A 13,083-nucleotide genomic window follows, 5' to 3' on the forward strand; every position below is an offset into this window, starting at 1 on the left:
ACCGCGATGTGCCGAGGCCAGGTCCGGGCTGCGCGCCCGGCCGCCTCACCGGCGGCGGCATCGAGCGCCTTCCGGCACCTGGCCACGGCTGCTTCCCGCTCACCCGCACCGGACCCCGTGCCGTGCCGGGCTCACCCGATGTCGTCCGCACCGCGAGCCGCCGCACCGGCAGGGCCCAGCAGCGCGCGGCGCAGACCGGGTGTGGCCCGGATGCCTCCCGCCCGGTCGACGGCCAGGACGTCGACGTCCCAGCGGCCGCTGAGGTCGTCGAGCACGGCAGGTCCTCCGGCGACGACGGCGGTGGCGAGGACATCTGCCGTGACGATGTCCGCCGCGACCACACTCGCCTGGACGAAGGCGGCGGGTGTCAGGGAACGGTCGCGCCAGATGTGGTCCCCGCGCTGTGCGCTGCCGGACGTGGCCACGGCCCGCCGGTCACCGTCCAGGCCGATGGCGCACAGCAGCGCCGTCGGGTCGGCGGGGTCGGCGATGCCGACCCTTAACGGTCCGTCGTCACCGCTGGTCAGGATGTCGCCGCCGGCGTTGATCGTCCAGGCCGGGCAGCCCGAGGCGGTCAGCAGCTCCCCGGCCTGCTCGATGGCCTCCGCCTTGACGATGCCGTTCAGGTCGAGCCCGCCGCCCGGCCGGTGCGGCGTGAAGACCCCGCCGGTCGCGGCCTGCCAGTCGAGCGCCCGGGCGTAGGTGGCCCGCACCCGGGAGCCGGCGTCCGCCAGGGCCAGCCGGCCGTCGGCGACCCGGCTGAGTTCCGAGTCGGCGCGGTACAGGCTGTACCGCTCGTCCACGGCGGTGAAGACGGTCTCGACCGGGTCCGGGGCCCACCCGTCCGGGAGATCGACGGAGACGACGGTCCCCATGGTGCGCAAGACGTGTCGCATCAGAATCCTGCCTGGTCGAGCGCGGACTGCAGCGACTGCAGGTATCCCGCGCTGGTGTACGTGGCGCCGCTGACGTGCGAGACGTTCGCCGACTGCGAGTCCAGCACCTCCTGGCGCAGGATCGGGGCGGCGTAGTTGCTGATCTGGACGGACTTGCCGTCCCTGTCGGTCAGCTGCACGGCGGCGACATCGGTGATCTCCCCGCCGGAGATGGTCACCGCGACCTGCACCGGGCCGAAGCCGGTGTTGACGCTGCTCCCGGTGTAGGTGCCGTCGGAGGCTCCACCGTTGCTGTCGGTGGTGCTGCCGTCGGCCGTGCTGCCGCTGCTGCCGCCTGTCGTGCTCCCGGTGCTCTCACCGGAGGTCTGCGATCCGCTCACCGATCCGGTGGCGAGAGAGCTGGTTCCCGTGTCGTTGCCGGCCAGGGACATCGTGGCGGGCTGGCTCACGAGCACGGTGTCACCCACCTGCCATCCCATGACGAGGATCGCGGTCGAGGCGAAGAGGCTTCCGAGGACGGCGCGAGTTCTCACCAGTCGAACCTTTCTGCGTGGATCTGATGGTCAGGGAGGCCCAGGGCCTTGGCGTCGTGCTCCACGAGATCGAGCCAGGCCGTGGGGCCGCACAGGTAGAGATCGGATCGGGCGAGGTCGGGGAAGACGGAGGCGAGCGTGACACCGCGGCGCGCGTCGTCGGCGGGCATCCAGCCCGGCCCGCGGGCCGCGCGGTGGCCGACCATGACGTAGCAGGTGATTCCCTTCGCCGCCGCGATGTCGTAGATCTCGTCCCAGAGGTAGGTCTCCTCGGGGGTGCTCGCGCGCAGCAGGACGGTGGCCTCGCCCGGGGCGAGCCGTGCGTGCTCGAGCAGGGCCCGCACCGGGGTGATCCCGATGCCGGCCGCGGCGATCGCCAGCCTGGGAGCGGTACGTGCCGCTCCGGAGAACAGGCCGTACGGTCCCTCGAAGGAGACCTTCGTGCCGACGGGCACGGCGCTGATGCGGCCGCTTCCCGCGCCCAGCTCGCGAACCGTGATGCGTGCCGAGCCGGCGGTGGGAACCGCGGAGAGGGAGATCGGGTGGGAATGCCACCAGGTCCGCCCGGTCCAGAACCGCCAGATGAAGAACTGTCCGCCGGATGCCCCGAGCTTGTGCAGGTCCCGGCCGGTCAGCTCGATCGACGTGACCCCGGGAGCGATCGTGCGCACGCCCGACACCGTGATCCGGTGACGCAGGCTCGACACGACCGGCTCGACGAAGCGGAACGTGGCGATCGCGCCGAACGCGAGCACGTACAGGCCGATCCAGTAGACGCGCTGCGCCGTGCCCTCGGCGAGCACGCCGCCGACGCTGAGCTGGTGCGGCAGGGCGACGGCGACCGCGACGTAGCTGAGCAGGTGCACGAGGTGCCACCCCTCGTAGCTGAACCGCCGCCGGACGGCTACGAGCGAGGTCACCACGACGGCGATCAGGAGACCGGTGCCTCCGAACGCCAGCGGCATGTCGGGCAGTGCCCACATGGGCCCGATCTCCGCGATCGGGTTGATCCCCGCACTCATGCCGTACCCGGTGAGCAGCAGCGCGCCGTGCCCCAGCAGCAGGTAGAGGGCCGGCTTTCCCAGGGAACGATGCACCGCGATGGCCCGGTCGTGGCCGATCGTCCTGTCGATCAGCGGGATCCGTGCCGCGAGGACGAGCATCACGAGGATGAAGTCGGTGCCGACGAGTCCCGCGACGATGCCGAGGCTCGTGACGATCTGGGCCGCGCTCGTGAACTGGGCCGCCCCGCCGGAGGCGAGGAACAGTGCCACCGCGGCGGCGGCAGACGCCCACAGCAGGGTCACCAGCAGGTCCGCGCGGAGCGCCCGGCGGGCGTAGGAGCGCCGGTGATTCACTCGTGGCGGTGGCGCGAGTGACGGGGATGCCATCGGTCGGGCCTGGGTGCTCGTGGTCATGGAACGACCGTGGCCGCCGAACTTGGAAGCTCCCTAGGAACGGGATATCCCTACGGTGAGAGCTCTCACATCTTCGGGACCAGCACCTTCGGGACCGACACCGTCACCTCCAGGCCCGGATGGGTGTTGCGCGCCCGGGCCTGCCCGCCGGCGGCGTCCGCGACGGCCTGGACGAGCGCGAGCCCGAGGCCGCTCCCGCCCGATGCCGCCGTCCGGGACTCGTCGGGGCGGGAGAACCGTTCGAAGGCGTGCTGCACGAAGTCGGGCGGCATGCCCGGACCGTCGTCCTGGACCGTCAGCGTGAGCGAGTCGGGCGCCTGGGTCAGCGCCGCCCGCACCGCACCGCCGTCGTCGATCGCGCGGACCGCGTTGGCCAGGAGGTTGTCCGCCACCCGGCCGAGCGCCTGCGCGTCGAGCCGGTAGCTGGCCGACCTGTTCTCGACGTGCACCTCGAAGGTGATGTCGGCGGACTTCGCGAGCCCCAGCATCCGGGCTCGGTCGATACTGCCGGTGAACTCCTCGACGAGGTCCCCGGCCGTGGAGGAGCCCACGGCGTCGCGCGACTCGAGCCGGCTCAGCTCCAGGAGGTTGGACGCGAGCGAGGCGAGCCGCTCGACGGACACCTCGGCGGCCCGCACCTGAGCCGCCAGCGCGGCGGCGTCCCCGAAGTCGCGGTGGGCCAGTTCCAGTTGGGTCTTCAGCGCGGCGAGCGGCGTGCGCAGCTCGTGCGCGGTGTCGGAGACCATCCGCTTCTCCCGGTCCGCGGTGGCCCGGACCCGGGCGAGGAAGGTGTTGAGCGTCGTGGCGAGTGCCGCGAGCTCGTCCTGGGCGGGGCCCACCGGAAGGGTGCCGTCGCCCGCGCCGCCGAGCGCCTCCGCGCGGCGGCGCATCGCCGTGACGGGCCGTAGCGCCACGCTGGTGAGCACCCAGGAGGCGACGGCGAAGCAGAGCAGCAGGAGCAGGCTGCCCACCAGGAGCAGGCGGTCGAGCCCTTCCAGCGCGAGCTTGCTCGCCGCCGTGCTGCGGGCCGCCCACAGCGTCCACCCGCCGTCGCCGGTCGTGACCACGCGCCCCACGACGACGTAGGACCGGTCCTCGTCGTCGGTCATCGTGAAGTTCCCGTCCGTCGCGTCGTGGTGCTCCACCTCGCGCGCCACGTCGTGCGGCAGGGTGTTCACCTCCAGCTGCCCGGCGGGAGAGCGGACGGAGACGAGGACCCCGGTCCCCGGGTCGTCCTGGATCTCGTCCTGATGGGTGGCGATCTCGGCCGCGAAGGGCGTGAGGTCGCTCCGGGCGAGGGACACGTCCGCGTGGGTGAGCACCGCCCCGACCCGCAGGTGCACCACCACCAGCGCCACACCGAGCAGCGCCGCCGCGACGACGCTGCTGCCGAGGGTGATCCGCGCCCGGACCGAGAGCCGCGAGAACATCATCGGTCGGCCGTCAGCTTGTAGCCGACTCCCCGGACGGTGGAGATCGACACCCCCGAGGCGGTGGGCGCCAGCTTGCGCCGCAGATAGCTGACGTACTGGTCGACGATGTTCGCGTCGATGTCCACGGCGGTTCCCCACACCTCCTGGAGGATCTCGTGTCTGGTCAGCGGCTCTCCCGCCCGCATGGCGAGCATCCACAGCAGGGAGAACTCCTTCGCGCTCAGCGGCACGGCCCTGCCCTCCGACGTCGCCCGGACCGTCGGGGCGTCCAGGGCCAGCCCACCGACGTGGAGCGTGGTGCGGGCCGCCGTGGCGTCGCGGCGGACCAGCGCCCGGATCCGTGCGGCGAACTCGGTGAAGGCGAAGGGCTTGGTGAGATAGTCGTCGGCGCCGGAGTCCAGGCCTCGCACGCGGTCCTCGACGGCGTCGCGGGCGGTGAGCAGCAGGACCGGCAGGCGGCTTCCCCGGGCACGCAGATGGCGGCAGATCTCGAAGCCGGACATCGCCGGGAGCATGACGTCGATCGCGGCCGCGGCGAAGTCGCCCTGCCCGACGGCGATCAGCGCGTCGTTGCCGTTGTCCACGAGCGTCACCGCGTAACCCTCGTCCTCCAGCCCGCGCCGCACGAGAGCGCCCATCGCCTCATCGTCTTCCACCACGAGGATCTTCGTCATGAGGATCAGGCTACGCACGCGGGCGGGATCTGCGCGGACGGCCCCGGCCCGGCGGGGGCGTCGCGGCGGCACCTGCGTGGCGGCCCCGGCGGTACCGGGGTGGCAGCCCCGGCGAGGCAGCCCGGACGGTACCGGCGTGGCGACCACGACGCCGCGGCGACCGCGGACGGCGCGCCGATGAGTTTTGCCTCCGTGTCTCGTCCGTACGGACGACACATGATCCACCGGCCCGAGGAGGCCCCATGTCCGCCACCTACACGTTCGACGTCTTCTCCAGCCTCGACGGCTTCGGCGCCACGACCGGCAACTGGAGCGGCTACTGGGGCAAGCAGGGCCCCGAGCTCCTCGATCGCCGCCTGGCCCAGTACAGCCAGGAGCAGCGGATGGTCTTCGGCGCCAACACCTACCGGGCGTTCACCCGGCTCCTGGCGTCGGACCTCGAGGAGTCCGTGCACGATCCGTGGGTCACCCGCATGAGGAACCTGCCGGCCACCGTCGTCTCCACCACGCTGGATGATCTCCTCGACTGGCCGGATGCGACCGTGGCGACCGGCGACGCCATCGACGTCGTCGCGCGGCTCAAGAAGGAGTCCGACGTCCCGCTGCGGTCGCACGGCAGCCTGTCGATGAACCGCGCGCTGATGGCCGCCGGGCTGGTGGACCGGCTTCAGGTGACCGTCTTCCCGGTCATCACCGGTCAGACCGGGGTGAGTCCGATCTTCGAGGGTGCCGCCGACTTCGACCTCGAACTGATCGAGCAGACCACCCTCGACGGCCGCACCCAGGAACTCGTGTACCGGCCCTCCCTGCATGTCTGAGGACGCATCCGCCACCCGACACGGGGAACGGCCGGTTCCGGGAGTCCCGTGGGCGGGTCCTGCCTCGCCGGTCGCCGCCGGACGCGCGGCGCCGATACCTTGCGTCCTGCGCCGGATGTGCTGAGCTGGAGCGATGATCCCGCGCATCCGGCAGATCGTGTTCGACACCACCGACGTCCGGGCCCTCGCCGAGTTCTACCGGAAGCTCTTCGGACTCACCTACCGGCCCGGGGACGAGGCGCCTCCACCGGGGGAGCCCGATCCGCGCGGCCACGACTGGCTGGTCCTGCGGAGCGAGGACGGTGTGTCCCTGGCCTTCCAGCAGGTCGATCGGCTGCCCAGACCCACCTGGCCGGAACCCGACGTCCCGCAGCAGCTGCACCTGGACACCACGGTGCGCGACGCCGCCGCGCTCGGCGCGGCCCGCGACCATGCCCTCGCGCTGGGCGCGACCCAGCTGCTCGACCGGTCGGAGGACCCGGACGAGCCGCTCTACGTCTTCGCGGACCCGATGGGTCACCCGTTCTGCATCTTCGTCGGGTGACCCACCCGGCCAGGAAGACCGGACCGGCCGGAATCCTTGCGTGGCCCCGCGGGGTGGTGGGTGACGAGCCCGTCCGGGCCGGAGCTCTCCCGGGAGCACGCACGCCGTCGGCCCCCATGACCCCGGCGCGACATGGTGTTCCTTGCCAGAACGCGGGAACTGAGTAGCGTTCGGTCAGCAGGCCGCGACCCGCGAACAAGGAGACCCGGCTCATGACGGACGCGTTGACCTCCCACGAGCGCACGGCCTGGTTCCGCCGCGATCACTTCGGCATGTTCATCCACTACGGCACCTACGCCGTGGCGGGCCGTCAGGAGTGGGTGAAGTACTTCGAGCGGATCGGCGACGACACCTACCGCCGCTACGCGGAGCACTTCGACCCCGACCTGTACGACGCACGGGCGATCGCGCGGCTGGCCAGGGAGACAGGCCAGCGGTACGTGGTGCTCACGGCCAAGCACCACGAGGGGTTCTGCCTGTGGGACACCGCCACCACGGACTACTCGCTGGCCCGTACCCGCGGACGGGACCTGGTCCGGGAGCACGTCGAGGCGCTGCGGGCCGAGGGGCTGCGGGTAGGAATCTACTTCTCGCTGTTGGACTGGTCCCACCCGGACTACACCATCGACTGGTCGCATCCGCTCGGGAACCGGCCCGACGTCGCGCGGCTGAACGCGACGCGCGACATGGGACGGTTCCGGGCCTATCTGCGCGAGCAGCTGCGGGAACTGCTGACCGGCTACGGCGAGATCGACTACCTGTTCGTCGACTTCACGCAGCCGTCCGTCCGGGACGGGCTGCCGGGCAAGTCTGCGGCGGACTGGGACGCCGAGAGCCTGCTGGCGATGTGTCGGGAGCTTCAGCCGCGCATGATCGTCAACGACCGGTTCGGCGTGCCGGCCGACCTGGTCACCCCGGAGCAGTACCAGCCGGTGCGGCCCGTCGAGGTCGACGGCGAGCGCGTGCTCTGGGAGGCCTGCCAGACGATCAACGGCGCCTGGGGCTACGACCGCGCAAACCTGGACGACAAGAGTCCCGAGCTCATCGTGCGCATGCTGGTCGAGACCGTGTCCCTGGGCGGAAACCTGCTGCTCAACGTCGGCCCGACGGCCCGGGGCGAGGTGACCGACCGGCACACCGCCATCCTGCGGGAGATCGGCCGGTGGATGCGTCGTCACCAGGACTCCGTGTACGGCGCCGGACCTGCCGACGGCGTGGTGGCCCCCTCGGGGGTGGTCTACACCCGGCGCGACGACAAGCTCTACGCGCACGTGCTGGCCTGGCCGTTCAAGACCTTGTACCTGCCCGGGCTCGCGGGTGAGGTCTCGTTCGCGCGCCTCTTGTCGGACGGGACCCAGATCGCGATCGATGCCGGGCCCCACGAGCCGGAGGAGTCCCACCTCAGCCCGGCGGCGCCCCCGCCCGGCACGCTCACGCTGACCCTTCCGGTCCGGCGTCCCGACGACCTGGTTCCCGTGATCGAGCTGACCCTCAAGGCATGACCAGCAGGGCCGTCGAGTCCTGAGCACACCGTCCCGCCGCCACTCGACGGCCAGCCCTCCCGCACCCCACCTCCCGCACCCCACCTCCCGGAATCGGAGCACGGTATGACCTCGATACGCGAACGATGGCTCTGGCTGCTCAAGAACACCCTCAACCGCTGGACCGTCAAGCTCGCCCGGTCGGGCACGGGCCCGTTCTCGCTGGTCCGGCACGTCGGACGGAAGTCGGGAGCCACCTACGAGACGCCGATCATCGTCGCCCGCGCCGCCGAAGGTTTCATCGCCGAGCTCACCTATGGCGAGAACGTGAACTGGTACCGCAACATCGTGGCCGCAGGTGGCTGCGAGCTGGTCGTCGACGGCGCTCCGCACCACGTGATCGCCGTCGAGCCCTATCCCTCCGACGCCGGTCGCCGGGCCTTCCCGCCGCCGGCGCGGCTCGTGCTACGCCTGACCGGGCGCCACGAGTACCGCCTCCTGCGCACCGTCGCCGCCGACCGCACCGCGCGCTGATCCCGCGCGCTGACCCCGCGCGCTGACCCCGCGCGCTGACCCCGCGCGCTGATCCCGCGCGCGAGGCGCCGCTCCACGAGACCGTGGTGCTCGCCGCCGCGGTGTGTCATGTCGCTGTGATGCCGTCCGGGCTCCGCGCCTCAGGCGACGAACGCCGCGGGGCCGAGCCGGCCCCAGGCGATGAACAGCGCGATCAGGAGGTAGGCGCCGGTCAGCGCAACAAGCTTCGGCTGCCCGAGTCGGCCGTGGGTCACCATCGCGCCGACCATGAGGACGGCCCAGCACACCGCAGTGACGGGAACCAGTACGGGTGCCACGCCGACCAGAGGTGGCAGTACCAGACCTGCCACGGCCAGCAGTTCGAGCAGCCCCAGTGCCTTGATCGGCCCGGCGGCCGTCGAGGTGGTCCAGGTGCCCTCCATCGCGTCGAGCCTGGCCTTGGGCAGAAACGTCTTGGTGCTGCCCCCGAGCAGGGCGACCGCGGCCAGGACGACGGTGGCGATCCAGAGTGCGAGATTCATCGGTTTCTCCTTCTTCGTCGGAACACGTGACGAAACCTGCGAGCATCGCTGCGGTCTCGCTACGACGACGCGAGCGTGGAGAACCCTGTGACGTGACCCTTGTCACGGCGACCCGGCGCACGTGCCAGGCAGACACGAAGGCTCGGAGACGACAGAACGGCGTGGTCCGAAAGGACACACGCCGCTTGCTGTACCGAGCCTGCCCACCGACAAGCCCGACGCAATCATGAAGGGGTCTGGGGCGAAGCCCCAGGCCGGGGTGCGGAGGCTGCGCCCCCACGAGACATCAACGAGGCGGACTGGCTCACATCGTGAGCACACCGCACCCATCGCTGAGTGCGCCATCAGGGACTCGAACCCCAAACCCGCTGATTAAGAGTCAGCTGCTCTGCCAATTGAGCTAATGGCGCCTACCCAACCCAACCCCTGCTTGATCACACCGCGGAGGCGGCCAACGCAACCATGAAGGGGTCCGGGGCAAAGCCCCAGGCCGGGGTGTGAGGGCTGCGCCCCCACGAGACATCGACGAGGCGAACTGGCTCACATCGTGAGCACACCTCACCCATCGCTGAGTGCGCCATCAGGGACTCGAACCCCAAACCCGCTGATTAAGAGTCAGCTGCTCTGCCAATTGAGCTAATGGCGCGTAACGGAGAGCAACACTACCAGGAGGCCGGACCGGACTCACAACCGAAAAGGACGTGACCTGCGTGACAGCTACGGGGCGGCGATCGCCGTACGGTCCCCGTCCCCGGCTTCCCGCCCGAATGGTCGTCCCGGCCGGCCGGCCGCCGTGGAGTCACGGGCATGCCGGGAGCAGTGCGGCTACAGGTACAGTCCCGCGGCGTTGTCGCCGTCGTCCACCGTGTGCACGCCGTGCACGTCACGCTCGCGCAGCAGCACGTAGTCGGTGCCGCCGAGCTCCACCTCGGCGCGGTCCTCCGGGTCGAACAGCACCCGGTCCCCGACGTCGACCTGTCGCACGTGCTCGCCGGCGGCGACGACCTTCGCCCAGGCGAGCCGCTTCGGGCCCGCCGCGGTGGCGGGGATCACCAGCCCGCCCGTGGACTGCCGCTCGGCCTTGTCCGTCTCCGGCTCGACGAGGAGCCGGTCGTGCAGCATGCGGATCGGGAGGTTGCCCGACGGCGTCTGCGCGCCGGCGGGATTCTTGACGACGGAACTCACGTCCCCAACGCTACGCGACCCACCTGGCCGGAAACGCCGCCGGGTGCGCCGACGCCGAGCCCGGTGCCGTCGCGTCCACTCACAGCTGTCTTCGTGGGGGAGTGCGCCGTCGGGCACGATCACCGCACCTGCACGCCGCCGGGCGGCGTGTCGCCGCCTGGCCGTCGCCGGCTCGTACGTCCCCCGACACGGCCGTCGTCGGAGGCGGTCGCCGTAGGTCACGGCGGCCGTCGAACATCGATACGGTTGGTGCCATGACCACACGGCTCGAGCCCGGCGACAAGGCTCCCGACTTCGACCTCCCGACCGCCGGTGGCGACACCATCTCCCTCAGCGGCCTGCGGGCCGGCGCCTCGCGGGGCGTCATCGTCTACTTCTACCCGGCCGCCGCCACGCCGGGATGCACCAAGGAGGCGTGCGACTTCCGCGACTCCCTGGCCTCCCTCCAGAGCGCCGGCTACGCCGTCGTCGGGATCTCGCCGGACAAGGTCGCGAAGCTGGAGAAGTTCGCCGCCGCCGAGTCCCTCACCTTCCCGCTCGCCTCCGACGCCGAGCACACCACCCTCGAGGCCTACGGCGCCTGGGGCGAGAAGAAGAACTACGGCAAGACGTACGTGGGCGTCATCCGGTCCACGGTGGTCGTGGCACCCGACGGAACGGTGTCCTTCGCGCAGTACAACGTCCGCGCCACGGGGCATGTCGCTCGCCTGCGCACCGCGCTCGGCGTCGACGAGTGAGCGGTGTCGGCGAGTGAACGGTCGCACGCTTGTCCTCGACTTCGACGGCACCGTCTGCGTCGGTGACGGACCGGTCCTCCTGTACGCGGAGGAGGTGGCCCGCCGCACGGGCCGGGACGTGACCGACGAGCTGCGCCACTTCCTGCGGACCGGACGCCTCCCGGCCGGGGACGTGCGGTCGCCCGGATCACCGTCCGAGCCCGCCCCGACGGCTGATGCGATGCCGCTCCCCGAGGACGGCTACCAGGCCGTCGTCGCCCTGGCGCTCGCCACGGGCCGGGGCGGCCCGCAGCTCGACCGGGACATGCTCGGCGCGGCCTACCGCGCGTCACGCGCGCGGTTCGCCCAGGACGGCGCCGGGACCGCCGCGCCCGACGGGTTGCGGGCGTTCCTGGCGCGGCTCACGGCCTCCGGGGTGCGGGTCGTGCTCGTGACGAACTCGCCGCTGGTCGGTGTGTCCGACTGGCTCGAACGGCAGGGCATCGCACCGCTGCTGGACGGCGTCGTCCCCGAGGCGGGCAAGCCCGCCGCCATGGCCGCCGTTCTGCGGGGTCTGCTGTCGGGCGCCGACCCGGGTGAACTCGTCTCCGTGGGCGACGTCCACGCGAACGACGTCGCGCCGGCCCTTGCCGTGGGAGCAGCCGGCGCCCACATCGACCGGTGGACGGCGCGGCCAGGCCCCGCGACGTGGTCCGCGCCGAGCTTCACCGAACTCTTCGAACCTCTGGCGGCGTGGTCCGTCGGCGAAAAAATATCCGTCGAGTCCATAATGTGACCTGGAATTTGCCGGTGCGTAACCGTACGGAAGGGAGGCGACACCGACTCGTCGCTAGCGTGACGCGCGTTCGCGAGGGCCGTCCACGGCCGCGCGCCACCATCGTCATGAGGAGACATCTGATGAAGCGATCTGCGAGCATCGCCGCCGCCACCGTGGCCGCTGCACTCGCCCTGAGCGCCTGCGGCGGCTCCGACGAGGGCTCCGGCTCCGAGGAACGTGACCTGCCGGAGACCCTGACCCTCGGGCTCGTTCCCTCCCAGGACCAGGACCAGCTCGTCGAGGACGCCGGGGTGCTCGGCGACCTCCTCGGCGAGCAGCTCGGCGTCACCGTGGAGGCGTCGGTTTCGACCGACTACGCCGCGCTCGTCGTGGCCATGCAGACCGGGCAGGCCGACATCGGCATGTTCGGCCCGATCGCCCTGGTCCAGGCCGTGGACCAGGCGGGCGCCGAGGCCGTGCTCCAGTCGGTGCGCTACGGCTCCTCGACCTACCACACGCAGTGGATGACGAACGATCCGGACACGTACTGCCTGGACGATGTCATGACCGAGACGAACGACGACGGCAACGAGCTCTCCTACTGCAACGGCGCCGAGGCTCCCGAGGGGCCCACGGGTGAGGACGCGCTCGCGCTGATCGAGCAGGGGACCACGATCTCGTTCGTCGACGAGAGCTCGGCCTCCGGCTACTACTACCCGGCCACGCAGCTCGCCGAGGTCCAGGGCATCGACCCGCTGACGGACATCACGTCGGTCTTCGCCGGCGGCCACCCGAACTCGGTGCTGAACGTCGTGCGTGGCGACGCCCCGATCGGTACCTCGTACAACGACGCGCGGCTCGACGTGCTCGAGGAGGAGCCGGACGCCGGCACCAAGGCCGTCGTCTTCGCCTCCTCGCCGGAGATCCCGAACGACGGCGTGGCCGTGTCCGGCACGTTCTCCGACGAGGCGAGCCAGAAGATCACCGACGCGTTCCTGGCCCTGGCCGACAGCGAGGAGGGTCTCGCCGCCCTGGACGCCGTGTACGGCATCGAGGGCCTGGAGCCCGCCGACCTCGACGCCCTGGACGCCGCGCGCCAGGTGGCGGCGAACTTCGGCGGCGAGTAAGGGACTCGGGACGACGCCGGGCTCGGGGCGGGCCGGGCCGAGGGCCGGTGGCCGGGTCGGTGGCCGGGTCGGCCCGGGGTGGGGCCGGAGCCGGAGGTCGGCGGCCGGGTCAACCCGGGCCGGAGGTCGGCGGCCGGAGCCGGAGGTCGGCGGCCAGGCCAGCCGGGCCGGAGCCGGGGAGAGCCGGGCCGGAGCCGGATACCGGCGGCCGGGCCGGACGCCGGACCGGCCTGCGTGCGCCGGGGTCAGATGGTCGGGGTCCTGCGTGTGGTCGGTCGTTGTGCGCGTGGTCGGTCAATTGATTGACCGACCACGCGCACAACGACCGACCATGCGGCAAACGACCGACCACACGCAGACCCCCCGACCACACGCAGACCCCCCGACCTGTCTCTTATACACATCTGACGCTGCCGACGATAAGG

General features: G+C 71.5%; 13 protein-coding genes, 2 tRNA genes and 1 pseudogene. 7 read left to right on the plus strand and 9 right to left on the minus strand.

Annotated features, from left to right (window positions below; all coding sequences use genetic code 11):
* Positions 1 to 131: 131 nt before the first annotated feature.
* From HGK34_RS02190 to HGK34_RS02210, 5 genes are all read right to left on the minus strand, one after another.
* On the minus strand, positions 132 to 896 hold the full coding sequence (locus tag HGK34_RS02190) for an FAD:protein FMN transferase (protein ID WP_244666271.1): 765 nt from the start codon (positions 894 to 896) through the stop codon (positions 132 to 134).
* Positions 896 to 1,429, minus strand: coding sequence for an FMN-binding protein (locus HGK34_RS02195; RefSeq protein ID WP_307815675.1), 534 nt, complete (start codon positions 1,427 to 1,429; stop codon positions 896 to 898). The genes HGK34_RS02190 and HGK34_RS02195 overlap by 1 nt, the downstream gene beginning before the upstream one ends.
* On the minus strand, positions 1,426 to 2,847 hold the full coding sequence (locus HGK34_RS02200) for a ferredoxin reductase family protein (protein WP_201844879.1): 1,422 nt from the start codon (positions 2,845 to 2,847) through the stop codon (positions 1,426 to 1,428). Before HGK34_RS02200 ends, HGK34_RS02195 begins: the two co-directional genes overlap by 4 nt.
* 65 nt (positions 2,848 to 2,912) lie before the next feature.
* Complete coding sequence (locus HGK34_RS02205) at positions 2,913 to 4,280, minus strand: sensor histidine kinase (protein WP_244666272.1); 1,368 nt, start codon at positions 4,278 to 4,280, stop codon at positions 2,913 to 2,915.
* Positions 4,277 to 4,954, minus strand: coding sequence for a response regulator transcription factor (locus HGK34_RS02210; RefSeq protein WP_201844880.1), 678 nt, complete (start codon positions 4,952 to 4,954; stop codon positions 4,277 to 4,279). Before HGK34_RS02210 ends, HGK34_RS02205 begins: the two co-directional genes overlap by 4 nt.
* 242 nt (positions 4,955 to 5,196) lie before the next feature.
* On the opposite strand from HGK34_RS02210, the gene HGK34_RS02215 reads away from it, so the two are divergent.
* From HGK34_RS02215 to HGK34_RS02230, 4 genes and pseudogenes are all read left to right on the plus strand, one after another.
* On the plus strand, positions 5,197 to 5,772 hold the full coding sequence (locus HGK34_RS02215) for a dihydrofolate reductase family protein (RefSeq protein WP_201844881.1): 576 nt from the start codon (positions 5,197 to 5,199) through the stop codon (positions 5,770 to 5,772).
* A 133-nt stretch (positions 5,773 to 5,905) separates the two neighbouring features.
* Entirely contained in the window at positions 5,906 to 6,316 is a 411-nt protein-coding gene (locus HGK34_RS02220) for a VOC family protein (protein WP_201844882.1), read from the plus strand.
* A 209-nt stretch (positions 6,317 to 6,525) separates the two neighbouring features.
* Positions 6,526 to 7,818: pseudogene (locus HGK34_RS02225) on the plus strand (alpha-L-fucosidase); the annotation flags it as partial.
* A 105-nt stretch (positions 7,819 to 7,923) separates the two neighbouring features.
* Positions 7,924 to 8,331, plus strand: a complete 408-nt coding sequence (locus HGK34_RS02230; protein WP_201844884.1) for a nitroreductase family deazaflavin-dependent oxidoreductase — start codon at positions 7,924 to 7,926, stop codon at positions 8,329 to 8,331.
* A 140-nt stretch (positions 8,332 to 8,471) separates the two neighbouring features.
* On the opposite strand, the gene HGK34_RS02235 is transcribed toward HGK34_RS02230, so the two are convergent.
* The 4 genes from HGK34_RS02235 to HGK34_RS02250 all read right to left on the minus strand — a co-directional run bounded on the left by HGK34_RS02235 (position 8,472) and on the right by HGK34_RS02250 (position 10,037).
* Positions 8,472 to 8,852: a DoxX family protein gene (locus HGK34_RS02235; protein WP_201844885.1), complete on the minus strand. Its 381-nt coding sequence runs from the start codon at positions 8,850 to 8,852 to the stop codon at positions 8,472 to 8,474.
* A gap of 337 nt (positions 8,853 to 9,189) precedes the next feature.
* A tRNA-Lys gene (locus HGK34_RS02240) sits at positions 9,190 to 9,262 on the minus strand.
* A 163-nt stretch (positions 9,263 to 9,425) separates the two neighbouring features.
* A tRNA-Lys gene (locus HGK34_RS02245) sits at positions 9,426 to 9,498 on the minus strand.
* Between the two features lie 179 nt (positions 9,499 to 9,677).
* Positions 9,678 to 10,037: a GroES family chaperonin gene (locus HGK34_RS02250; RefSeq protein WP_504739207.1), complete on the minus strand. Its 360-nt coding sequence runs from the start codon at positions 10,035 to 10,037 to the stop codon at positions 9,678 to 9,680.
* 254 nt (positions 10,038 to 10,291) lie between these two features.
* Here HGK34_RS02250 and HGK34_RS02255 point away from each other — a divergent pair, with 254 nt between their 5' ends.
* The 3 genes from HGK34_RS02255 to HGK34_RS02265 all read left to right on the plus strand — a co-directional run bounded on the left by HGK34_RS02255 (position 10,292) and on the right by HGK34_RS02265 (position 12,658).
* Positions 10,292 to 10,774, plus strand: a complete 483-nt coding sequence (locus tag HGK34_RS02255; protein WP_201844886.1) for a peroxiredoxin — start codon at positions 10,292 to 10,294, stop codon at positions 10,772 to 10,774.
* Positions 10,775 to 10,787: 13 nt separating this feature from the next.
* Positions 10,788 to 11,549: an HAD family hydrolase gene (locus tag HGK34_RS02260; RefSeq protein ID WP_201844887.1), complete on the plus strand. Its 762-nt coding sequence runs from the start codon at positions 10,788 to 10,790 to the stop codon at positions 11,547 to 11,549.
* Between the two features lie 122 nt (positions 11,550 to 11,671).
* On the plus strand, positions 11,672 to 12,658 hold the full coding sequence (locus HGK34_RS02265; protein ID WP_201844888.1) for a phosphate/phosphite/phosphonate ABC transporter substrate-binding protein: 987 nt from the start codon (positions 11,672 to 11,674) through the stop codon (positions 12,656 to 12,658).
* The last annotated feature ends 425 nt before the right edge of the window (positions 12,659 to 13,083 follow it).

The sequence above is a fragment of the Myceligenerans indicum genome (assembly GCF_016742955.1).
Lineage (GTDB): Bacteria > Actinomycetota > Actinomycetes > Actinomycetales > Cellulomonadaceae > Myceligenerans > Myceligenerans indicum.

Coding starts and splice junctions, on each gene's coding strand:
- HGK34_RS02190 (WP_244666271.1), bottom strand. CDS start 896: ATGCGACACGTCTTGCGCACCATGGGGACCGTCGTCTCCGTCGATCTC.
- HGK34_RS02200 (WP_201844879.1), bottom strand. CDS start 2,847: ATGACCACGAGCACCCAGGCCCGACCGATGGCATCCCCGTCACTCGCG.
- HGK34_RS02205 (WP_244666272.1), bottom strand. CDS start 4,280: ATGATGTTCTCGCGGCTCTCGGTCCGGGCGCGGATCACCCTCGGCAGC.
- HGK34_RS02210 (WP_201844880.1), bottom strand. CDS start 4,954: ATGACGAAGATCCTCGTGGTGGAAGACGATGAGGCGATGGGCGCTCTC.
- HGK34_RS02215 (WP_201844881.1), top strand. CDS start 5,197: ATGTCCGCCACCTACACGTTCGACGTCTTCTCCAGCCTCGACGGCTTC.
- HGK34_RS02220 (WP_201844882.1), top strand. CDS start 5,906: ATGATCCCGCGCATCCGGCAGATCGTGTTCGACACCACCGACGTCCGG.
- HGK34_RS02230 (WP_201844884.1), top strand. CDS start 7,924: ATGACCTCGATACGCGAACGATGGCTCTGGCTGCTCAAGAACACCCTC.
- HGK34_RS02235 (WP_201844885.1), bottom strand. CDS start 8,852: ATGAATCTCGCACTCTGGATCGCCACCGTCGTCCTGGCCGCGGTCGCC.
- HGK34_RS02255 (WP_201844886.1), top strand. CDS start 10,292: ATGACCACACGGCTCGAGCCCGGCGACAAGGCTCCCGACTTCGACCTC.
- HGK34_RS02265 (WP_201844888.1), top strand. CDS start 11,672: ATGAAGCGATCTGCGAGCATCGCCGCCGCCACCGTGGCCGCTGCACTC.